The 22241-nt window shown below is 70.8% G+C and carries 20 protein-coding genes; 11 read left to right on the forward strand and 9 right to left on the reverse strand.

Annotated elements, in window-relative coordinates; genetic code table 11:
- Positions 1-1220: 1220 nt before the first annotated feature.
- On the reverse strand, positions 1221-2264 hold the full coding sequence (locus ACIPEQ_RS14370) for a LacI family DNA-binding transcriptional regulator (protein WP_402715686.1): 1044 nt from the start codon (positions 2262-2264) through the stop codon (positions 1221-1223).
- Positions 2265-2448: 184 nt separating this feature from the next.
- Here ACIPEQ_RS14370 and ACIPEQ_RS14375 point away from each other — a divergent pair, with 184 nt between their 5' ends.
- From ACIPEQ_RS14375 to ACIPEQ_RS14400, 6 genes are all read left to right on the forward strand, one after another.
- Positions 2449-3699, forward strand: a complete 1251-nt coding sequence (locus ACIPEQ_RS14375; protein WP_402715687.1) for an extracellular solute-binding protein — start codon at positions 2449-2451, stop codon at positions 3697-3699.
- Positions 3700-3758: 59 nt separating this feature from the next.
- Complete coding sequence (locus tag ACIPEQ_RS14380) at positions 3759-4730, forward strand: carbohydrate ABC transporter permease (protein WP_402715688.1); 972 nt, start codon at positions 3759-3761, stop codon at positions 4728-4730.
- Position 4731: 1 nt separating this feature from the next.
- Positions 4732-5622: a carbohydrate ABC transporter permease gene (locus ACIPEQ_RS14385; RefSeq protein WP_402715689.1), complete on the forward strand. Its 891-nt coding sequence runs from the start codon at positions 4732-4734 to the stop codon at positions 5620-5622.
- Positions 5623-5655: 33 nt separating this feature from the next.
- On the forward strand, positions 5656-7560 hold the full coding sequence (locus tag ACIPEQ_RS14390; RefSeq protein ID WP_402715690.1) for a glycoside hydrolase family 127 protein: 1905 nt from the start codon (positions 5656-5658) through the stop codon (positions 7558-7560).
- A gap of 110 nt (positions 7561-7670) precedes the next feature.
- Positions 7671-7892, forward strand: coding sequence for a LacI family DNA-binding transcriptional regulator (locus ACIPEQ_RS14395; RefSeq protein WP_402715691.1), 222 nt, complete (start codon positions 7671-7673; stop codon positions 7890-7892).
- A 47-nt stretch (positions 7893-7939) separates the two neighbouring features.
- Positions 7940-9700: a hypothetical protein gene (locus ACIPEQ_RS14400; RefSeq protein WP_402715692.1), complete on the forward strand. Its 1761-nt coding sequence runs from the start codon at positions 7940-7942 to the stop codon at positions 9698-9700.
- Positions 9701-9771: 71 nt separating this feature from the next.
- On the opposite strand, the gene ACIPEQ_RS14405 is transcribed toward ACIPEQ_RS14400, so the two are convergent.
- Complete coding sequence (locus tag ACIPEQ_RS14405; RefSeq protein WP_402715693.1) at positions 9772-10191, reverse strand: BLUF domain-containing protein; 420 nt, start codon at positions 10189-10191, stop codon at positions 9772-9774.
- 129 nt (positions 10192-10320) lie between these two features.
- On the opposite strand from ACIPEQ_RS14405, the gene ACIPEQ_RS14410 reads away from it, so the two are divergent.
- Positions 10321-11226, forward strand: a complete 906-nt coding sequence (locus tag ACIPEQ_RS14410) for a carbohydrate kinase (protein ID WP_402715694.1) — start codon at positions 10321-10323, stop codon at positions 11224-11226.
- A gap of 258 nt (positions 11227-11484) precedes the next feature.
- Here the strand turns inward: ACIPEQ_RS14410 and glgX are convergent, their stop codons facing one another.
- Positions 11485-13503: a glycogen debranching protein GlgX gene (gene glgX / locus ACIPEQ_RS14415; RefSeq protein ID WP_402715695.1), complete on the reverse strand. Its 2019-nt coding sequence runs from the start codon at positions 13501-13503 to the stop codon at positions 11485-11487.
- A 143-nt stretch (positions 13504-13646) separates the two neighbouring features.
- Positions 13647-14168, reverse strand: coding sequence for a peptide-methionine (S)-S-oxide reductase MsrA (msrA, locus tag ACIPEQ_RS14420; protein ID WP_402715696.1), 522 nt, complete (start codon positions 14166-14168; stop codon positions 13647-13649).
- A 232-nt stretch (positions 14169-14400) separates the two neighbouring features.
- On the opposite strand from msrA, the gene ACIPEQ_RS14425 reads away from it, so the two are divergent.
- A complete protein-coding gene (locus ACIPEQ_RS14425; RefSeq protein ID WP_402715697.1) occupies positions 14401-14661 on the forward strand; it encodes a hypothetical protein in 261 nt (86 codons plus the stop codon).
- A 46-nt stretch (positions 14662-14707) separates the two neighbouring features.
- On the opposite strand, the gene ACIPEQ_RS14430 is transcribed toward ACIPEQ_RS14425, so the two are convergent.
- A complete protein-coding gene (locus tag ACIPEQ_RS14430) occupies positions 14708-15316 on the reverse strand; it encodes a TetR family transcriptional regulator (RefSeq protein ID WP_402715698.1) in 609 nt (202 codons plus the stop codon).
- A gap of 78 nt (positions 15317-15394) precedes the next feature.
- On the opposite strand from ACIPEQ_RS14430, the gene ACIPEQ_RS14435 reads away from it, so the two are divergent.
- The gene (locus ACIPEQ_RS14435) at positions 15395-16009 is read left to right on the forward strand and encodes a GNAT family N-acetyltransferase (protein ID WP_402715699.1); all 615 of its coding nucleotides are present in this window, start codon (positions 15395-15397) and stop codon (positions 16007-16009) included.
- Positions 16010-16088: 79 nt separating this feature from the next.
- On the opposite strand, the gene ACIPEQ_RS14440 is transcribed toward ACIPEQ_RS14435, so the two are convergent.
- The 4 genes from ACIPEQ_RS14440 to aztB are packed head-to-tail and all read right to left on the reverse strand — an operon-like array spanning position 16089 to position 20285.
- Complete coding sequence (locus ACIPEQ_RS14440; protein WP_402715700.1) at positions 16089-17273, reverse strand: hypothetical protein; 1185 nt, start codon at positions 17271-17273, stop codon at positions 16089-16091.
- A 29-nt stretch (positions 17274-17302) separates the two neighbouring features.
- Positions 17303-18202 carry a metal ABC transporter solute-binding protein, Zn/Mn family gene (locus ACIPEQ_RS14445; protein ID WP_402715701.1) on the reverse strand — a complete coding sequence of 300 codons (900 nt, stop codon included), beginning with the start codon at positions 18200-18202 and terminating at the stop codon, positions 17303-17305.
- Entirely contained in the window at positions 18202-19413 is a 1212-nt protein-coding gene (locus ACIPEQ_RS14450; protein WP_402715702.1) for an ABC transporter, read from the reverse strand. Before ACIPEQ_RS14450 ends, ACIPEQ_RS14445 begins: the two co-directional genes overlap by 1 nt.
- Positions 19410-20285 carry a zinc ABC transporter permease AztB gene (gene aztB, locus ACIPEQ_RS14455; RefSeq protein ID WP_402715703.1) on the reverse strand — a complete coding sequence of 292 codons (876 nt, stop codon included), beginning with the start codon at positions 20283-20285 and terminating at the stop codon, positions 19410-19412. Before aztB ends, ACIPEQ_RS14450 begins: the two co-directional genes overlap by 4 nt.
- A 50-nt stretch (positions 20286-20335) precedes the next feature.
- On the opposite strand from aztB, the gene ACIPEQ_RS14460 reads away from it, so the two are divergent.
- Entirely contained in the window at positions 20336-20962 is a 627-nt protein-coding gene (locus ACIPEQ_RS14460) for an ATP-binding cassette domain-containing protein (RefSeq protein ID WP_402715704.1), read from the forward strand.
- A 214-nt stretch (positions 20963-21176) separates the two neighbouring features.
- On the forward strand, positions 21177-22235 hold the full coding sequence (locus ACIPEQ_RS14465) for a Fic family protein (RefSeq protein WP_402715705.1): 1059 nt from the start codon (positions 21177-21179) through the stop codon (positions 22233-22235).
- Positions 22236-22241: the final 6 nt, after the last annotated feature.

The raw sequence follows: 22241 nt of genomic DNA on the forward strand, positions 1-22241 counted from the left end.
CGTGCCCATCGCCTTCCGCCACATTCGAGAGTTGTCCGCTGATCACAGTCAGCGGTTCGCCCGCTTCGTCGCTTGCCGAGAGCGAGTCGGGCTGGCCGCGAATTTCCTCACAGGTCACATCCTCGTATACTCCTGAGATAGTGGGGAGGCACCCATGCTGGTCGCGCTCTAAATTTGCCCCTGCGCCGTATCTTGTAGCCGGCCGCGCGGACCCTCCCAGCAATATTTGATACGAAGGCAAATTGCCTTCTGAGCCGACGGTCCGAATATATAGCTCGTATTTTTCGCCGTAACCTGACTCAGGGCCCTGAGGCTTTACTCGCACTCGAATAAAGGCGAACACGCCAGGGCGATCAAAATACACTCGAATGCTCCCGGTGGCCGGTGTTACGGGCGCCGTCGGTTGTGAGTAACTGTAGCCGAGCCAGATGCCCACTGCTGATGCGCCCGTGATTAGCGAGAATGCAATTGCGCTAGCTGAAAGGACGTACGGGAACCTTAACTTCGAGCTGTTGGCCTCTGATTGCTGAATCGCTGTCGGAGACTGACTTCTCCACGCAGTGCATGCCGCTACCCATGCACGTCGAAGCCGACGAAGCCGACGAGTGTTCTTTGGATTCTGTTTCAATCTCCCCCACCTCTCGCTCGTGATCATAGTGACCTCGACCGCAATGGTGAAGCGAACCAGTTGCAATCTACGTGCATGTTCTGGCGGCGGCATAGGAATTCTGCGAAGCGGAGCAGGCCTCGGGCGGATCGGAGCTCTCCTCTTGCGTGCTTTGCGTTGTTCCTCCTCGGAGGCGCCGCAGCGAAGGATCTGCTCGGCTCGGGGGTGTCGCCCTGCGTAGCTCATAGGCTGACTAGAGCGGATTCTCATGCACGAGGATCCCGAAAGCGTCGGCGATGGATGATGTCATTTTGGGTCGCAGCCCAACGGGCGGGGGGCGGGATGGTGGGATCAGTGCTGGCGGTTTTAGGCGACAACCTCGGGCGGACTCCCACTGGCGAGACAGAAGTGACGTCCCTCGATGCCGATCCATCCCGGAAGTAACCACGACGCCGACGTGCCCACCGAGCAGCGAAGAGAACAAGCGTCGACGCAACACTAAAAGACGACCGTGCCGACGTCGGCAATGTGCTGCCGGCGCGTCCTCCTGGTGCAGATTGTTGGCCCCGCTGAGCTTGCTGCTGCCAGTCTGGCGCCCCTGCCCCCATTGGGCTCAGTGAGTTCCGGCGACGGTCGACCCCCGGACCACCAGGGACACCGGGTTCCGCACGCGCCCCCGCTGCACCTTGCCCTCGATCGTGTCGACGAGTGCTCCGGCGGCCAACCGCCCGAGCTGCTGCAGGTCCATGTCGACGCTGGTGAGCTGCGGTCGGGCACCCTCGACCAGGATGTCCCAGTTGTCGAACCCGACGACGGCGACGTCCTCGGGGATCCGCCGCCCGGACTCCCGCACCGCGTCCATGACCCCACGGGCGATGTGGTCGCTGCCGGCCACGATCGCGTCGAGGTCCGGGTGGCGTTCGAGCAGGCGCTCGGTGGCCCGACGCCCCCACGTCTCGTTCCACTCGCCGAAAACACGGCCCGGGCTGCCGACGAGCTCGAGCCCGTGCTCGTCGAGTGCCGTCGCGGCGCCGCGGAGACGATCCCGCGCCGCGGCGTAGGTGTCCTCGCCGTTGACGATCGCGATGCGTTGCCGACCGGTCGCCACCAGGTGGTCGACGGCGATCCGCCCGGCGAGCTCGTTGTCCGGCTCGAAGGACAGGTCCTGCTCGTCGGTCGACGGGGCGTACACGTAGACGACCGGGACGTCGGGCTTCGCCTGGAGCGGGGGTCGCGGGTTCGTCGTGCGCCCCACGATGAGCACGCCGTCGACCCGGCGAGTGAGCAGGGACTGCAGCTGCAGCTGCTCGCGCATCGCGCTGTCGCGGGCGTCGGCGAGCAGGACGCTGAGCGAGCCGGCGCCGAAGGCGTCCTCGGCCCCGAGCAGGATCGGCAGCACGAAGCGGTTGTCGAGGTCGCTCGTGAGCATGCCGATGGTGTTGGTCGACGCACGGTTCAGGGCGCGTGCGAACGGGTTCGGGGTGAAGGACAGGGCGGCGGCGGCGGCGAGCACGGCCTCGCGCGAGCGGGCGCTCACGTGCGCGCGACCGTTGAGTGCCTTCGACGCGGTGGCGACCGAGACGCCGGCGGCGCGGGCGACGTCGGCCAGCGTCACGGTCTCGACCGTCGTCGCGGTGCGGTGATCCTCGTCGTCCATCAGCCCCTCCGAAACCAGTTTACGAAAGTTCTTGACACTGCGGCAAGCGTGCTCGTACATTGCTCCCGAAACCGGTTTCGGTTCCGCTCGACGAAGAGTCCCTCCTCACGAGGTGCCCTCGTCGGGACGGTCGCAGCCGGACCCGAACGGCGATCACGTCGCATTCAGAGAGGAACCCGTGATCATGCGCACCAAGACTGTTGTCCGCATCGGCGCGCTGGTGGCAGCAGCCAGCGTCGTCGCCGGTCTGACCGGATGTTCTGCCCAGTCCTCCGGCTCCGGTTCGTCGGACGCCGCGAAGGGCACCTACACCTTCTGGGACCCGTACCCCCAGTACGACGCCTCGTCGGCGTGGGGCAAGCTCGTCACCCAGTGCGGCAAGGACGCCGGCGTCACCGTCAAGCGGACCGGGTACGACACGTCGGACCTGACGAACAAGGCACTGCTCGCCGGGCAGCAGGGCAAGTCGCCCGACGTCCTGCTCGTCGACAACCCGGTCGTCTCGACGCTGGCGCAGGCCGGGATCGTCACCGACACCGGCACGAACGGCCTGAAGACCGGCGACATCGCGGAGAACATCCTCGGCGCCGGCGTCATCGACGGCAAGACCTACGGCGTGCCGATCGGCGCGAACACCCTGGCGCTCTACTACAACCCCAAGGTGCTCGAGGCCGCCGGCGTCGACCCCGCGTCCGTGAAGGACTGGGACTCGCTGACCGCGGCACTCGCCAAGGTGAAGGCGGCCGGGAAGAAGGGCATCACCTTCTCGGGCATCAACACCGAGGAGGGCTCGTTCCAGTTCCTGCCGTGGTTCTGGGGCGCCGACGCCGACCTGACCAAGCTCGACTCCGCCAAGGCGGAAGAAGCGCTGGACCTCTGGAAGGGCTGGATCGACGAGGGCTACGCGCCGAACTCGGTCATCCAGAACACCCAGACGACCAGCTGGCAGGAGTTCCAGTCGGGCGACTTCGCCTTCGGCGAGAACGGCACCTGGCAGAAGGACGCGGCCAAGGAGATGGGCGCCGGCGTCATCACCATCCCGGCGAAGGACGGCGGCGCCGCTCCGGTGCCGACCGGCGGCGAGTTCTTCACCATCCCGGTGCAGAAGGACGACGCCCGGTACGCGACGACGAAGAAGATCGTCGAGTGCCTGTCGTCCGGTGACGACGTGGTGAAGACCGACAACACGCTCAACTACATCGCCGCGTCGAAGGACCTCCAGCAGCAGCAGCTGTCCGGCAACGCCGACCTGAAGACCTGGGTCGAGGCCGTCGGTGTCGCCCGCGCTCGGACCGGGGACGACCTCGGCGTGAAGTACCCGGTGATCTCCGAGCAGCTCTGGACCGCGGTGCAGAAGGCCGAGTCCGGTTCGGCGTCGACGTCCGATGCCCTGCAGGCCGCCCAGCAGGCCGTCGACTCGAAGCTGCAGAAGTAGCCGACGGCGACGTCCAGCACCGACACCACCCGCACCACCGAACGGAAGCCGACACGACCATGACGACCGACACGACGTCACTGCGACCGTCGGCTGCGCGTCCCCGGGCCGAGGACACCACCTCTTCTGCCCGGAGCCGCCGCGCACACGCGCAGCGGAGAGCGCAGCTCACGGCCTGGGCGTTCCTCGCCCCGGTGGCCCTGTACCTCGTGCTCTTCTACGCGTACCCGCTCTGGAAGAACATCGAGCTGAGCCTCAAGCACTACACGGTGGCGTCCTTCGTCTCCGGCAACGCCCCCTTCGTCGGCCTGCAGAACTTCGTCGACGTGTTCTCGAACGCCACCTTCGGCCCGGCGATCTGGCACACCACGGTCTTCGTGCTCGTGTCGATCGTCGTGCAGTTCGCCCTCGGGCTGGCCCTCGCGGTGTTCTTCCACGCCCACTTCCCGCTGTCGGGGCTGCTGCGCGCACTGTTCCTCGTGCCGTGGCTCCTGCCGCTGCTGGTGTCCGCCAGCACGTGGTCGTGGATGATGAACAGCGACTCGGGCATCGTGAACGCGTTCCTCGAGGCGGTCGGCATCGGGCAGATCAACTGGCTGACCTCGCCCGACTGGTCGCTCGTCGCGGTCCTGGTCGCGAACATCTGGATCGGCATCCCGTTCAACCTCGTGATCATGTACTCCGGCCTGCAGGGCATCCCGGGGGAGCTCTACGAGGCGGCGTCCCTGGACGGAGCGAACGGCTGGCAGCGCTTCTGGCGGATCACGTTCCCGCTGCTCCGCCCGGTCACCGCGATCACCCTGCTGCTCGGCTTCGTCTACACGCTCAAGGTCTTCGACATCATCTGGATCATGACGAAGGGCGGCCCCTCCGGGTCGTCCACCACGCTCGCCATCTGGTCCTACCAACTGGGCTTCGGATCGCTCCTGCCCGACTTCAGCTCCGCCGCGACCGTGGGCAACGTGCTCATCGTCATCGCCCTGGTCGTCGGCCTGGTCTACGCGCGCGTCCAGCGCCGCCTGGAGGTGTGAGATGGCCACCACGACCGTCACCCGAGCCGTCACGACCCGCACGACGAGCGGTCGAGGACGCACCACCGGGACACCGCCCGCGGCGAAGCGCTGGTGGCGGACCGCACTCGGGATCGTCCTCACCGCCGTGATGCTGTTCCCCGTCTACTGGATGGTGAACGTCTCGCTGACCCGCGACCAGGACATGCGGAAGAGCCCGCCGAACCTGATCCCGATCGACGGGACCCTGCACGGCTACACCACGGTGCTCGGCCAGCAGCTGCCGTTCCTCGGCACGAGCCTGCTCGTCGGCCTCGGCACGGTGGTGCTCACGCTCGCGCTGTCCGCCCCGGCCGCGTACTCGCTCGCCAAGCTGGGCCCGCGCGGCGGCGGTGCGATGAGCTTCGTGCTCCTCATCGCGCAGATGATCCCCGCGATCATCATGGCGATGGGCTTCTACACGATCTACGTGCAGCTCGGGATCCTCGACACGGTCTGGGGACTCATCCTCGCCGACTCGACGATCGCGGTCCCGTTCGGCGTCCTCATCTTCACGGCGTTCATGCGCGGCATCCCCGACGAGCTGCTCAACGCGGCCCGCATCGACGGCGCGAGCACGTGGCGCACGTTCACCGCGGTCGTCATGCCCGTCAGCCGCAACTCGGTGGTGACGGTCTCGCTCTTCAGCTTCCTGTGGGCGTGGTCGGACTTCCTGTTCGCCAACACGCTCGACGGCGGCGGGGACGCGAAGCCCATCACCCTCGGCATCTACGCCTACATCGGCAACAACAACCAGGAGTGGAACTCGATCATGGCCACCGCCGTGGTCGCGTCGATCCCCGCAGCGGTGCTCCTCGTCCTCGCCCAGCGCTACGTCGCCGCCGGTGTCACCGCCGGCGCCGTGAAGGACTGACGCACCCGTACCCGCACGTCCCAGGAGGACATCGTGACCATCACCCACACCACCGTCGCGGCCGGTCCGGTCGTGCCGTCGACCGGCGCGCTCCGCCCCCTGCCGCTCGGTGACCTGCGCCTGACCGGCGGCTACTGGGCCGACTGGCAGCAGCGCAACGCCGACACCGTGATCCGGCACTGCGAGACCTGGATGGAGCGCATCGGCTGGACCGGCAACTTCGACGCCGCCGCCACCGGGCAGCCGTTCGACCACGCCGGCATCGAGTTCGTCGACTCCGAGGTGTACAAGCTGCTCGAGGCCATGGCGTGGCAGCTCGGCGCGCAGCCCGACGACGACCTCGCCGAGCGGTACGACCGCCTGGTCGAGCGGGTCGCCGGGGCGCAGGACGCCGACGGGTACCTGCACACCGCCTTCGGTCGTCCGTGGCAGCGGCCCCGGTGGTCCGACATGGAGTGGGGCCACGAGCTCTACTCGATGGGGCACCTGCTGCAGGCTGCGGTCGCCCGGTTGCGCACCGCCGGTGGCGGGCGGCTCGTCGACGTGGCGGTCCGCCTCGCCGACCACCTCGTCGACGTGTTCGGGACGGGCGGACGGGAGGCGGTGTGCGGGCACCCGGAGATCGAGCCGGCCCTCGTGGAGCTCGGCCGGGCGACCGGCGACCACCGGTACGTCGAGCTGGCGCGGACGTTCGTCGAACGTCGCGGTCACGGTCTGCTCGCGCCGATCGAGTACGGCCAGGAGTACTTCCAGGACGACGTCCCCGTCCGGGACGCCGAGGTCCTGCGGGGGCACGCCGTCCGGGCGCTCTACCTGGCCGCGGGTGCGGTCGACGTCGCCGTCGAGACCGGCGACGCCGAGCTGCTCCGCGCGGTCGAGACCCAGTGGGCGAACACGGTCGCCAAGCGCACCTACCTGACCGGTGCGATGGGGGCGCACCACCAGGACGAGGCGTTCGGCGCCGACCACGAGCTGCCGCCGGACCGCGAGTACGGCGAGACGTGCGCGGCGATCGCGTCGAACATGCTGTCGTGGCGCCTGCTGCTCGAGACCGGGGAGTCGAAGTACGCCGACCTGATCGAGCGGACGCTCTACAACGCGGTCATGGTCGCCCCGCGCGAGGACGGCCGGGCGTTCTTCTACGCCAACACGATGCACCAGCGGGTCGCGGGCACCGTACCGCCCGAGGACGAGGTGAGCCGTCGCGCGCTGTCGAGCCTGCGTGCCCCGTGGTTCGAGGTGTCCTGCTGCCCGACGAACCTGTCCCGGACGCTCGCGAGTGTGCAGACCGTGTTCGCCACCGTCAGCGACGACGGCCTGCAGCTGCACCAGTACGGCGACTACGAGGTCGACACCGTGGTGGGCGACGGCGCCCGTGCGGCGTTCTCCGTGCGGTCGGCCTGGCCGAGCTCCGGACGGGTCGAGGTCGTCGCGACCGCCGACTCCGGCGGCCCGGTCGCCCTCCGCCTGCGGGTGCCGTCCTGGGCGTCCGGCACCACGCTCGACGTGGTGGACCAGGCGGTGCCCGTGGGCGGCGACACCGTCACGGTACGGCGGGTGTTCGCCGCCGGGGACCGCATCGTGCTCGACGTGCCGGTGCAGGCCCGCGTCACGGTCCCCGACCCCCGCATCGACGCCGTCCGCGGCACCGTCGCGATCGAGCGCGGTCCGCTGGTCTACGCCCTCGAGTCCCTCGAGGCCGGGGTCGACGTGCGCGACGTCGTGGTGCCGGCCGGGATCGGACCGGTCGACCACGGTGCGGACGACGTCCGTCTGCCCGTCCGGACGCGCTCGCTCCCGGAGCCCGACGGACTGCCCTACGGCGCCGGGCAGGACCTGCTGTCGGTCGACGGTCCCCGCGAGGTGCGCCTGGTGCCGTACGCGACGTGGGGCAACCGCGGTCCGTCCACGATGCGGGTCTTCCTGCCCGTCGGGTAGGCGAGCCGCGGACGGGAGCCGCACCGCGCCTCCCGTCCGCCCCCGCGCCAGCGCGACCAGCGCGACCAGCGCGACGCGTTCCGGCCGGATCGGCCACGAGAGGAGGAGCGATGGCGCTCGACGGCTCCGAGAAGCCGACGATCTACGACGTGGCGCTCGTCGCCGGGGTCTCCCACCAGACCGTGTCCCGCGTCCTGAACTGCCCGGAGACGGTGCGACCGGTGAACCGGCACCGCGTCCTCGCGGTCATCGCCTACCTGGGCTACGAGCGGAACACCGAGGCGGAACGCCTCGGTCGGCTCCACAAGCACACCGCGGGCACCGCGGAGTGACCACACCACCGCTCCGGGACCACCCGGAGCGCCACGAGGAGGAAGCAATGACGCATCTTCGCCCACCAGTCCGGACCGAGCAGCCTCGGAGCCGATCGCGCCGGACCGCAGCGGTCCTCGCCGCGGTCGTCGCCGGGACCGCGGTCCTCGGCCTCGGCACCCCCGCCTTCGCCGCCGGCAACACCCTGACGGTCAACGTCGGCACCACCGTCCGCCCGGTCACGCACGTCGCCGCCGGCGGCCTGTACGGCGTCGACACCGGCAGCACACCACCGCTCAGCCAGCTGTACCCGCTGCACGTCAACACCTTCACCCAACCGCCGCCCGGTACCCAGCAGCTCGGCAACGGCGCGACCAGCCCCTGCTGCGACGGCCTGCAGGTCGCCGACAAGATCACCGCGGCCGGCGGCCAGCAGTACCTCCGGCTCCCCGACGTCTTCAGCACCTTCCCGTACAACTGGGTCAGCTGGCCCGACTGGGAGTCGAAGATCCGGACGATGATCACCGCCCGGGTGAACGCGACGAACACCACGAACATCGCCGGGTACGAGATCTGGAACGAGCCCGACGCCAACTGGGCCGAGAGCACGAAGAACGATCCGAACGCCGGCACGTACCTCAACGCATGGACGCGGACGTACCGGGACATCCGCGCGATCGACACCCTGACGCCGATCATCGGACCCGGCGCCAGCGCGTACAGCCACGACTTCATGGTCGGGTTCATGACGAACGCGAAGAACACGAACACGCTGCCGTCGGTCGCGGTCTGGCACGAGCTCGGGGACTTCAGCTACCAGGACGTGCAGGCACACGTCGCCGACTTCCGCGGCATCGAGGACTCCCTCGGGCTGCCGCACATCCCGATCTCGATCAACGAGTACGCCTCGCCGGGCCAGGTCGACCAGCCGAGCATCGGCGTGCACTACATGGCCGCGTTCGAGCGGGCGGGCATCCACGACGCCGAGCGCGCGTACTGGTACGAGGCCGGGACGATGGACGGGCTGCTGTACGACGACCAGCCCACCGCGTCCTACTGGGCCTACAAGTGGTACGGCGACCAGTCGGGCAACGTCGTCCAGACCGTGCCGCAGTCCTACCTCGACGGCGTCGCCTCGTACGACGCCAGCCGCAAGCAGGTGAACGTCGTCTTCGGCGGTGACAGCGGCACGAACACCGTCCGGGTGAACGGGCTCGCCGGCCTCGGCAGCCAGGTCTCGGTGCGGCTCTCGTCGACGAACACGACGGGCCGGAAGACGAACCAGGCAGCGCCGAACCTCGTCTCGACCACGACCTACAGCGTCGTCAACGGTTCGATCAGCGTCCCGGTGTCGAACATGGACGCGGTCGCCGCCTACCAGCTGCTGATCACGCCGACGACCGGTGTACCCACCTACCAGCAGACGTACGAGGCGGAGAACGCGACCGTCGTCAACGCCAGCCGCCTGTCCTCGTCCACCGCGTCGAACGGCGGCTACGTCGGCCGCATCGACAACTCCGGTGACGTCCGGACCGACAGCTTCGTGGACTTCCTCGTCGACGTGCCGACCGCGAGGTCGTACACGATGACGGTCAGGTACGCGAACGGGACCGGTGCGACCGCCACGCAGGGGCTCGCCTACAACGGGGGCGCGTTCTCGACGGTGAGCTACCCGCCGACCACGTCCGGCTGGGGCAACCCCACCGGCAGCGTCGACGTCACGGTGCAGCTGAAGGCCGGGTACAACGTGATCCGACTCGCGAAGGGCTCGCCGAACTTCGGCGGCGGGACCGGGTACGCCGAACTCGACAGCATCCGCCTGCAGTAGACGCCACCCACGGGACGGGCTCGCGCACCACTGCGCGGGCCCGTCGTCGGCGCGGGCGGCGGTGCCCGTGGTCAGCTGGACGCGGGACGGAACCAGCGGATGAGTTCGCGGAGCGCCGGCAGGGAGCTGATCTGCGTGCCGTCCGCAGCGTCGAGGTCGTCGAAGGTCGTCCGGTACCCGGGAGCCTGCTCGACGTCGGTGTCCTCGGCCGGGTACCCCATCGTCCACTCCGGGAACTGCCGCTCCTCGATGAGCTCCTCGGTCAGCACCGTCACCTTGGTGTGCCGGTCGTCGTGCTTGATCGTCGCCATCTTCGTGCGCACCGCCTGGTCCGGCCCCTCGAGCAGCTGCAGGAAGTAGCCGTTCCGGAAGAGCAGCACACCGGTGATGTCGTTCTCCGCGTTCGCCCGTCGGCTCTGCGCGAGCAGTGCGGCGAGGTCGTCGTCGCCGAGCGGTCGGGTGGCGACGCTCGAGTAGATGAGGGACAGCATCGGGTCTCCTTGGTGGGGGTCGTGCCGGGTCCGTCAGTCAACTCCGTCGCACCCGTGCGTCCGCAGACCACCGGGGGACGACCGGACAGTGCGCCGTCGCACGGGCGCCGGGTCTGCCACCCTGGACCCGTGGACACCGTCATCGTCATCGGAGAAGCCCTGGTCGACGTGGTCGACCGCCCCGAGGGTCGCGTCGAGCACCCGGGCGGCAGCCCGATGAACGTCGCCGTCGGACTCGCCCGGCTCGGCCGGTCGGCACGACTCGTCTGCGCGCTCGGCGACGACGACCGCGGGGCCTCGATCCGGGCCCACGTCGGCGCGAGCGACGTCGAGGTCGACGCGACGCCGATCGAGCGGACCTCCACCGCGGTCGCGACGATCGGCGACGACGGCGGCGCGTCCTACGAGTTCGACCTCGACTGGCGGCTCGACCCGGTGCACGTGCCGGACGTGACGCCGCTCGTGCACGTCGGCTCCATCGGTGCCGTCCTCGAACCCGGGGCACGCGCCGTCCTCGAGGCACTGCGGATCCGACCGACCGACGCGCTCGTCTCCGTCGACCCCAACGTCCGACCGTCGATCACGCCCGACCGGGACGCCGTGCTCGCCACGCTCGAACCGCTGTTCGCCGAGGCCGACGTGGTCAAGCTCAGCGACGAGGACGCCGCGTGGCTCTGGCCGGACCGCAGCGTGGACCAGGTCCTCGACGGCCTGCTGGCGTCCGGGACGGCGCTCGCCGCGGTGACGCTCGGCGGTTCGGGCTGCGCGATCGCGTCCGCTCGTGCACGTACCACGATGCCGGCGCCGCGCGTCGAGGTCGCGGACACGATCGGCGCGGGCGACTCGTTCATGGCGGGGCTGCTCGCCGGCGTGCTCGCCCGGAGATCGGCTCCAGCCGGACTCGACGCGGACGAGCTCGGCCGTCTGGCGTCGCTCGCGTTGGCCTGTGCCGCGGTGACGGTGTCCCGGCCGGGCGCGGACCCGCCCACCCGGGCGGAGCTCCCCGCGGACGCCGCCGGGGTCCTGGGGGACTGACCGCTCGTCGCCCGGCCCGGACGAGCCGCGTCCGGAGCGAACCGCCGGAGGTCGTCGCATCGCCCGCACAACGGGGAGCACATGGCGCCGCGGATCCGCGTGGCGCGAGGTGCTCGCGGCTGTGCGCGAGCACGTCGCACAGGCGGTCGACCGCGAGCCGGTCCGGCCCGGTGGACCAGGCGACCGCACGACGGACGGGAGGGACGGTGCCAGCTGGCACCGTCCCTCCCGTCCGGACCGTCCTGCGGACCGTCCCCGCTAGACCAGCGCCGTGAAGGACGCGTCGCGCACGAGCAGCGTCGTCGCGTCGCCCTCGACGGCCTGGTCCGGGTCGCTCGACAGCCCGAGCGACCAGCTGCCGCCGCCCGGCTTCTCCGGCAGGGTGAACTCCACCGTGGTGTTGGACGCGTTCAGCAGCGCCGCGACGGTGTCGTCCCCGCGCTGCAGCACGAGGATCACCGCGCGGTTGCCGCCGTCGGCCCAGTCACCGTCCTCGAAGCCCTGCGCGTCGGCGCGGAGCACCTGGACCGTCGACTCCGAGTCACCGGGGGCCGTGCGGTACCACTCCGGGCGGAGCGCCTCGTGCTCCTTGCGGAACGCGATCGCCGCCGTGGTGAAGGCGAGCAGGTCCCGGTCGGCGGCCTGCCAGTCGAACCACGAGATCTCGTCGTCCTGGCAGTACGCGTTGTTGTTGCCGCCCTGCGAGCGGGCGATCTCGTCGCCACCGAGCATCATCGGGATGCCCGCCGAGAGCATGAGCGTGCCGAGGAAGTTCCGGCGCTGGCGGTCGCGGTAGTCGTTCACCGCGCCGTCGTCGGTCGGACCCTCGATGCCGCCGTTGAACGACGTGTTGTTGCTCTCGCCGTCGTTGTTGTCCTCGCCGTTCGCCTCGTTGTGCTTCTCGGCGTACATCGTCAGGTCGGCCAGGGTGAAGCCGTCGTGCGCCGTGACGAAGTTCACCGAGCACAGGGGCGAACGGCGGGAGCCCTCGTACACGTCGGGGGAACCGAGCGTGCGCTGGACCGCGTCGCCGAGCGTGCCCTCGTCGCCGCGCCAGAACCCGCGGAGGTCGTCGCGGTACTTGCCGTTCCACTCCGACCAGTCGGCCGGGAAGCCGCCGACCTGGTAGCCCGCGGTGTCCCACGGCTCGGCGATCATCTTGACCTCGCGGAGCACCGGGTCCTGGTGGATGATGTCGAGGAACGCGGAGTGCTTCTCGGCCTCGCCGTCCTGGCGGGTCAGGGTCGTCGCCAGGTCGAAGCGGAAGCCGTCGACGTGCATCTCCTCGACCCAGTAGCGGAGCGAGTCCGTGATGAGCCCGAGCGCGGACGGGTGCGACACGTTGAGCGAGTTGCCCGTGCCGGTCGTGTCGAAGTAGTTCGCCTCGTCGCCCTCGACCAGGCGGTAGTACGACTGGTTGTCGATGCCCTTGAAGGACAGCGTCGGGCCCATGTGGTTGCCCTCGGCGGTGTGGTTGTAGACCACGTCCATGATGACCTCGAGCCCCGCGGCGTGCAGGGCCTTGACCATCTCCTTGAACTCGGTGACCTGCTGGCCGGCCGTGCCCGAGGACGAGTACTCGTCGTGCGGGGCGAAGAAGCCGATGCTGTTGTAGCCCCAGTAGTTGCGGAGGCCCTTGTCGGCCAGGGTCGAGTCCTGCACGAACTGGTGCGTCGGCAGCAGTTCGACGGCCGTGACGCCCAGGTCGGTCAGGTGCTTGATCGCCGCAGGGTGCGCCAGGCCCGCGTACGTGCCGCGGATCTCCTCGGGCACGTCCGGGTGCTGCTTCGTGAAGCCCTTGACGTGCACCTCGTAGACGACGGTGTCGCGGTACGGGGTGCGGAGCAGGGTGTCCCCGTCCCAGTCGAACTCGCGGTCGGCGACGACGGACTTCGGCATGGCGCTCGCCGAGTCGGTCTCGTCGATCTGCTCGGGGTCCTCCATGTCGTGCCCGAACAGCGCCTGGCCCCACTCGTAGGAGCCGTCGACGGCGGTGGCGTAGGGGTCGAGCAGGAGCTTCGCGGCGTTGTGGCGGAGACCGTTCGCCGGGTCCCACTCGCCGTGCACGCGGAAGCCGTAGCGGGTGCCGACGGTCACGTCCGGCACGACGTCGTGGAACGTGTAGCCCGTGCGGTTGCGGAGCTCGGTGCGGTGCTCGGTGCCGTCCTCGTCGAAGCGGCAGAACTCCACGCGCTCGGCGGTGCTGGAGAAGAGGGCGACGTTGGCGCCGCCCTCGACGAGGGTGACACCGAGGGGCGTGCGGGAGGAAGAGGTCATGATGCCACTTGTAGTGGTCTGTGGCTGTGTCCTCGGGACGGGCGCGTACCCCGGCACCCGACGGGCGGACGGGAGGCTCCCCACCGGACCGGTGGAGAGCCTCCCGTTCGTCGTGTGGTCACGCCGTCACGTGACCGCCGCGATCAGGCGTTCGCGGTCGCCTCGTCTCGGTGCGGGAGCTTCCAGCCCGGGCGCACGAAGTGGCAGGTGTACCCGGCGGGGTACTTCTCGAGGTAGTCCTGGTGCTCCTCCTCGGCCTCCCAGAAGTCGCCGGCGGGCTCGACCTCGGTGACGACCTTGCCCGGCCAGATGCCCGAGGCGTCGACGTCGGCGATGGTGTCGAGCGCGACCTGGCGCTGCTCGTCGTTCGTGAAGTAGATCGCCGAGCGGTAGCTGCGGCCGACGTCGTTGCCCTGCCGGTCCTTCGTGGACGGGTCGTGGATCTGGAAGAAGAACTCGAGCAGGTCGCGGTACGAGATCTGCGACGGGTCGAAGACGATCTCGACGGCCTCGGCGTGGTCGCCGTGGTTGCGGTAGGTGGCGTTCGGGGTGTCACCGCCCGAGTAGCCGACGCGCGTGCTGATGACACCCGGACGGCGACGGAGGAGCTGCTGCGCTCCCCAGAAGCAGCCGCCGGCGAGGATGGCGGTCTCGGTCGTGGTCATGGTGGCCTCCTGGGGGTCGTGGCGCCGCTGGCTGCGGCATCACCGGGTGCAACCCGCGTGTGGGCGCAGGTGTTCCCGGGGCTTCCATCGTGCCGCGTCGACCCGGGTGCCGCCTGTCCGGAGGCGACCCCGGAGCGGTCGGTGTCCGCGGACCGCCGCCACGCCGGAGGCCCTCGCCGGTGTCCCGGCCGTGGTCTACCATTCGAACACACGTTCGAATCGGGAGGTCGAGATGATGTTGACGCACGAGGTCGCCACGGTGTGGTGGGAGCGCGGCGTGCCGGACCGGATGGTGTGGCGTGACCGGCGCTGGCGGGTGAGCGACAGCCCGACGCGGCTGACCGCGACGGCGGAGTTCCTGCCGTCGGCGATGACCCACGCGCCGGAGCGCACGGTGGGGTGGCGCTTCCAGGTGAGCAACGAGGGCGACGCGGTCGTCGTCGACATCGTGCCCGAGGGTGACGGCTGGGTGGTCGCGCGCACCTGGCGCTGACGGTGGGCTGCGTCGCGGGCGGTGGGGCGGTTCGATGCGGAGCGGCTCAGCGCGTGAGCGCGTGCGCGAGGCCACGGACGAGCAGTCGGCGGGCGCGCTCGGTCGCGCCGCCGTCGGGGTCGCTCCACGCCGCCCGGCCGAGGCCGTCGACCAGGGCGAGCACGGCGTCCGCCGCCACAGCGGTCGGCTCGGCGAGCTCGACACCGTGTCGCACGGCCCACCGGCTGATCCCGGCTGCGACCCCGTCGTGCCAGAGTGTGCGTTCCGCCGCTACGAGTCCGTCGTCGCCCTCGAGGGCGGTACCGCTCACCGCCTCGAGCAGCCGGAACCGCTCGGGCTCCTGCCGCACCAGGTCGAGCCAGGCGCCGATTCCCGCGTCGAGTGCGGCGTACAGGTCGTCGTGCGCGTCCGCAGCGGCGAGCACGCGGGGGAGGACGTCCCGAGCCTGCCGTTCGAGGAGCGCGACCACCAGGTTCCGCCGCGCACCGAAGACGTAGTGCACGACTCCGTGTGCGACCCCGGCCCGCTCGGCGACCGCCCGCGTGGTGAGGCCCGGCAGTCCGGCGTCGCGGACGACGAGGGCGGCGGCGTCGAGGAGCTCGTCGTGCCGTTCTCCGCGGCTGCGGTACGCCCGCGTCTGCTGGTCCTGCGTCATCACAGGAAGCGTACGGGCCGTGCGCAGGAGCCGTCGGCAAGCTGATCTGGCCAGTTGGCCGAAAGTGGAGGAGTACCGATGTCGATCACCGTCCGTCCCGCGTCCCGATCCGAGGTGCCCGCCGCCGCGGCAGTGCTCGCCGAGGCCTTCGCCGTCGATCCCGTCCTCGAGGAGATCCGCCCGGCGCGGCCCGACGAGGATCGTGTGCTCGTCCTCGGTGACCTCTTCGCGGCGCTGGTCCGCGCGGTCCCCGAGCACGCCCGTGCGCGCGACGTCGCGGTCGACGGCGACCGGGTCCTCGGCGCGGCGTTCTGGCAGGCGCCACGACCGCACGCGGGTGGCGTGGTCGCGTTCCTCCGGCAGGTGCCGGAGCTCCTCCGGGTCCTCGGGGTCGGCGGTGCCGTCCGCGCCCTGCGGCACCTGCGCCGGATGGACCGCGCTCGGCCGGACGCGCCGCACTGGTACCTCGCCGAGATCGGCGTCGCGGCCGAGGCTCGCGGTCAGGGCGTCGGTGGACTCCTGCTCGACCACGCACTCGGCCGGCTCGATGTGCTCGGCGCGCATGCCTACCTCGAGTCCTCGACGCCGCAGAACCGTCGGCTCTACCGTCGCCACGGCTTCGGCGAGGGGGCGCCGATCACCGGCTTCCGGGCGGCCGCACCGGTCTCGATGTGGCGACCGGCGGTCGGTTGAGTCGCGACCGACGGACGGACGGGAGGCGCGGTACCAGCTGGTACCGCGCCTCCCGTCCGACAGGTGGTGCCGTCGTCGGTCAGGCGACCGCGATCTCGTTCGGGACGCCCGGCAGCTCGTCGCTCGAGGCGACGACCTCGCCGGTGGTGAGGTCGACCGCGAGGATCTTCCGCTCCGCAGGGTCGGTCACGTACGCGACGTCACCGGAGACCTTCAGCGCGGGGTGGGCGTCCTGCCACTCGGCCGGGCCCTCCCAGCCGTCGATGACGTCGAACGTGTCGATCGGCTCGCCGGTCTCGACGTCGAACGTGTGCAGGGCGCCGTCGGAGCCGAGGACCACGGCCTCGTCGGCGGGGCCGCGCGCGATGTCGCGGAAGGTGAAGCCGACACCCTCGGGCATGTCGGCGACGCGGTACTCGCCCGACGCGGCGTCGATGAGCGCGACCTGGTCGAGGAGGTAGCCCTCGCTGTCCGGGTCGTCGTTGTAGTCACCGACGGCCACGGACGAGTCCTCGGTGGTGAACAGGTTGCCCGTGCGGCCGTACTCGGTCGGGGCGTCGATCTTCGTGAACGCACCGTCCTGGTAGACCAGGGCGCCGTCCGCGCAGCCGAAGACGGCGACCTCGTCCTCGACCGCGCCCTCGCCGTGCACGCTCGGGCAGTCCTCGGAGCGGGTGAGCTCCTTGCCGTCCTCGTCGAGGGCGCGGACGCCGGAGCGCGACTCCTCGGTGCCGATCGTGGTGAGGAGCGTGCCGTCCTCGAGCACGATCGCGACGCCGTGGTGGGCGGCCTCGGACTCCGTCGTCTCGACCTCGGGCAGTGCGGCGCCGTCGAGGTCGTCGTGCTCGAAGACCGTGACGTCGCCGGTGCCGTCGGCGAAGAGCGCGGTCGTGTCGCCGTGCACGACCGCGTGACCGCCGGTGTCGGCCGGGAAGACCGCATCGGTCAGGGCCGGGTCGGCGGCGGTGTCGAGGACCTGGAAGCCCTCGGGCACGGTGACGAGGACGTGGCGGCCGTCGCCGGCGGGGTTCACGCGGGTGAAGCCGTCGATCGCGTCGTCGGCCACGACCCGCAGGTCCTGGTCGAGGGTCAGCAGGCCGCCGTCGTAGGTGAGGACGATGCGGTCGCCCTCGGCGGCGGCCGCCTTCGCGGTGCGGGTGCCCTCGGCCTCTGCGTCGGCGGGCGTGGTCGAGCAGCCGGTGAGGACGAGGGCTGCGGCGCCGAGCAGGGCTGCGGGCGCGAGCGTGGTGCGCAGGGATGTCATGACGTTCACTGTACTGATTCTCATTCTCATCAAGAAACCGACAGGCCCGCGACGATCGCATCCGTGTTGGACCGCATCATCCCCAGGTAGGTCGACGCCGGGCCCTGGTCGGTCAGGGACTCGGTGGCCAGGGAACGGATCTCCACGTGCACGTCGACCTCGTCGGCGAGCACCTCGGCCAGGCGGGCGGGCTGGGAGAGGTCGGCGAAGATCGTCGGCACCCCGGCCTCGTCGATCGCCGCAGCGAGGTCGCGCAGGTCGGCGGCGCTCGGGGACGCCAGGGTCGTCCCGCTCGGGATGACGGCGCCGACGACCCGGAAGTCGTACCGGTCCGCCAGGTACCCGAACACGTGGTGGTTCGTCACGAGGGCCCGGCGCTCGTCCGGGATGCCCGCGAACGCCTCGGACATCTCCGTGTCGAGCGTGGTCAGCTCGTCGAGGTACGCGTCGGTCCCGCTCGGCTCGATGCCGTTCGCGCGCAGCGCGTCGTCCAGGGCCTCGACGACGTCGACCATGCGCGCGGGATCGGTCCAGAGGTGTGGGTCAGGGCCGCTGTCGTCCTCCGTCGTCCACTCGAGTGCGTCGACGTGCTCGCCGGCCGTGATCACCGGGACGCCGTCCGACGCTGCGGCCTCGACGTGCCGGGCGACGCCCTCCTCGAGCCCGAGCCCGTTCTCGACGACGAGGTCGGCGCTCCGGAGTCGTGCGGCCTCCTGTGCGGAGACCTCGAACGAGTGCGGGTCGGCGCCCGGCGGCATGAGGACCATCACGTCGGCAGCGTCCCCGACCACCTCGGTGACGACGTCGCCGAGGATGTTCGTCGTCACCGCGACGACCGGGCGGTCCGACCCGGCGGACGAGCACCCCGCCGTGGTCCCGACGAGCCCTGCGGCGAGGGCCAGTGCGACCCCGAGCCGCGCCGGGCGCATCACAGTCCGACCTCGGCGAACGCGACGGGTGCTGCGGGCAGGTCGATCGACCGCGCGACGCGCGCGCCGTCCGCGAAGTCGATCTCGTGCACCTGCTGCCCGGAGGCATCGGCGACGTAGGCCCGCTGGGCGTCGAGCTGCAGCAGCGGCTGCTCGTCGGGGTCGAGCAGCGCCTCGCTCGTGGCGACCGCTCCCGTCGATGCGGTGATCACGACCACGCGTCCCTGGTCGTCGACGCCGACGACGTGCTCGGCCTCGTCGTCGACGGCCGTCACGGCGCGCAGGGGGCGCTCGGTCTCCACCAGCCGCCAGCTGCCCTCGCGGCTGTCGAGCAGCCAGGCACCGCGGTCCCCGGCGAGCCCGGCGACCGTCGGGCGGCCCGACCGGGCGGAGAACGCCGTCGGGCGCTCGGCTCCGTCGGGCAGGGCGACCGCGGTGGTGTCGCCGGTCTCGCTGACCACGACCGCGCCGTCCGCGCAGCCGACCACGGCACCGGCACGGGTGACGATACCGCCCGCCGGGTCGGCGCACGCGGCCTCGGTACCGGTCGACTCGCCGTCGGCGTCGAGCACACGGACGCCGTCGGCGGTGCCGGCGACGAGCTGCTCGCCGAACGGCAGCAGCACGGTGGCGTCGATCCGGGCGGTCTCCTCCACGTCGCCCTGTCCGAGTGCGGCCCGGTCGAGGACCACGCCCTCGCCGCGCTCCGGCCAGGTGATCGTCGTCATCGTCTCCGACGAGTGCACCTCGACCGGTCCGCCGCCGTCGATCGAGCCCACCACGCGCGGTTCGGCTGCGTAGTAGTGCGTGTGGTCGCCGTGGTCGACGGTCCACGAACCGCCGTCGACGATCGTGGTGCGGTCCTGCGTGCTGCTGACGAGGAACCTCCCGTCGGTCGCGGAGTGCTCCGGCGCGTCGACGTCGTCGAGTGCGGTGGTCCCACCGCTCAGCAGGTCGTGCACCGTCGTCGCGCCGGTGGCGGACACGGCCAGGAGGCGCACCTGCGGCTCCTGCGCTTCGCTCGCCCCCTCGACGTAGCCGTGGGGCTTCGCGGTGGCGGTCGTGTCGTCGGCCGCCGGCTCGGTGGTGTCCCCGGTCGAGCAGGCGGTCAGGCCGAGCGCGAGGCCGGTGGTCACGGCCGCGATGGTCAGGCGTCGCGCCGCGGCGCGACGCTTCGTGGTGGTCGTGGTGGTCGTGGTGGGGTTCGTCATGCTCCCTCTCGTGGTGCTGGTGCTGGTGCTGGTGTGGTCGTGGTCGTCCGCCGCCCCCGGTGCGGCAGCAGGGCTGCGAGGCCGCGGGAGACGACGACCCCTGCGACGGCGACGGCTGCGATGCTCGCTCCTGCGGCGGTCCCGGCGTGCCAGGAGACGAGCAGGCCGGTGGTGACGGCGGCACTGCCGATCACGGCGGCGAGGAGCATGGTCGAGCCGACCTGCCGGGTCCAGGCCCGGGCCGCGGCGGCGGGGGCGAGCAGGAGCCCGACGACCAGGAGCGTCCCGACGGCCCGGTAGGAGGCGACGACGGCGAGGGTCACGAGCCCGACGAGCACGACCTCGGCCAGTCGGGGGCGCAGGCCGAGCGTCGCGGCCTTCCGGGCGTCGAACGCGGCGGCGGTGAAGGGCCGGTGGAAGGCCGCGGCGAGCGCGAGGGCGACGACGACGGCGACCGTGAGCCCGACGAGGTCGCTCCGGGTCACGGCGAGGACGTCCCCGAACAGGATCGCGGTGACGTCGGTCGCGAAGGACCGGGACGACGACACGATGATGACCCCGAGGGCGAGCATGCCGACGAACAGCAGCCCGATCGAGGTGTCGTACGACAGCCGGGCGCGACGGCGGAGTGCTCCGACGCCGACCACCATGACGCCCGCGCTGACCGCGGCGCCGAGCACGGCGGGGATCCCGGTGAGCGTGGCGACCGCGACGCCGGGGAGCATGCCGTGCGCGAGCGCTTCGCCCAGGAACGCCATGCCGCGCACGAGGACCCACGTGCCGACGACCGCGCAGAGCACCGCCGCCAGGGTGCCGCCACCGAGGGCACGCAGCATGAAGTCGACGGAGAACGGGTCGGTCAGCCAGGTCACGCTGGGAGACGCTACATGAAAACGAGTATCGATACTGATAGCGTGCACAGGTGCTCACCACCGCCGATCCGCGCGCCCTGCAGGTCACCGGTCTCGTCCTCCGCCGGGGCGACCGCACCGTGCTCGACGGGTTCGACGCGGACTTCCCCGCCGGGGTCGTGACGGCGCTCACCGGACCGAACGGGTCCGGCAAGTCGACGCTGCTCGACGCGCTCGCCGGGGTGGTGACCCTGCACGGCGGGGCGGTGACGGGCCTCCCGGCCGGTGGTGTCGCCTACGTGACGCAGGCGGTGCCGCCCACCGCGCTCCCGCTCACCGTCCGGTCGACGGTCGTCATGGGGCGCTGGCGGGGCCGATCGTGGTGGCGCCCGCTCGGGCGCGCCGACCGTGCCGTCGTGAGCGAGCAGCTCGAGCGCATGCGGATCGCGGAGCTTGCGGACCGGCCGCTCGACGAGCTGTCCGGCGGGCAGCGCCAGCGGGCGTTCGTGGCCCTCGGACTCGCGCAGCGTGCTCCCGTGCTGCTCGTCGACGAGCCGACGGCGGGGGTCGACGCGGCGTCCGCCGCCCTCGTGACGGCGGCGCTCGCCGAGGAGGCCGCTGAAGGGGTCGTCGTCGTCCACGCGGCACACGACCCGGTCGCGATCGCTGCTGCGGACCGGGTGGTGACGCTGACGTGATCTCAGAAGACCGGAGTCTCTTTTTCTGAGATGATGGCTTATCTCAGAAAATCTGCTGATGATGTTCTGACGTCCGTTCGGAGGACTGCACGTGACGACCTGGCCTGCACTCGGTCACGAGGAGCTGGAGTGGACCACCCGGTACGCCGAAGTCGGCGTTCGCGCGGCGCGCCGTGCTGCGCTCTCGGAGCGGTACAGAGCGGCAGTCCCGCCGATGATCGCCGCGCTCCCGCTCGTCCTGGATGACGAACTCGGCATCCTGGTCGACGAAGCAGCCACAGCGCTCGTCCGGTTCGACGGAGAGCTGGGTGCTCGCGTAGCGCCGTTCTCCTCGCTGCTGCTGCGATCCGAGGCCGCAGCGTCGTCGCAGATCGAGCACCTGACGGCGAGTGCGCGCCAGGTGTTCACCGCGGAGATCGGTGCACCGGGGAAACGCAACGCACGGGAGATCGTCTCGAACACCCGTGCGATGCGCACCGCGGTCGAGTTGTCGGACGCGCTGACGACGGACACTGTCCTCGCGATGCACCGTGTTCTCATGGCAGACGATCCGCACCACGAAGCGGGCCGCTTCCGGCAGGAGGCCGTCTGGGTCGGAACGAGTGCCAGGAGTCCGGTGGGAGCGGACTTCGTGGCCCCGGCATGGGAGCGTGTACCGGTGCTCGTCGAGGACGTGATGAGCTTCGCGCGACGAGTGGACATCCCGAGACTCGCGCAGGTCGCCGTCGCGCACGCGCAGTTCGAGACGGTCCACCCGTTCACGGACGGCAACGGCCGGACCGGGCGGGCGCTGCTGCAGGCGATGCTCCGCTCGAACGAACTCACGCAGAACGTGACCGTCCCGGTGTCCGCGGGCTTGCTCACCGACACGGACGGCTACGTCGCAGCACTCACGGCGTACCGACGGGGTGACATCGCGCCGATCATCCGTGGGGTCTGTGACGCGGTCTTCGTCGCTGTGGCCAACGCGCGCCGACTGGTCGACGACATCGAGGAGATCAGGCGGGGCTGGTCCGGGCGGGTCACGGCGCGCCGGGACTCGGGAGTCTGGAGCGCTCTGGACGTCGTCGTGCGACAGCCGGTGCTCAACGCCACGGTGCTGGCCGCGGAGATGGGTGTCGAGCCGCGGAACGCCTACCCGCACATCCAAAAGCTGGTGGAGGCCGGCATCCTGGTGTCGAAGAACGAGTACCGCCACGGCGTGCTCTACCGGAACGACGAGATCCTGCAGGCGCTGGACGCTTTTGCAGCGCGAGCGGGGAAGCGCGGCTGACGCCTC

This window comes from Curtobacterium sp. NPDC087080 (genome assembly GCF_044745105.1).
In the GTDB taxonomy this organism is placed as follows: domain Bacteria; phylum Actinomycetota; class Actinomycetes; order Actinomycetales; family Microbacteriaceae; genus Curtobacterium.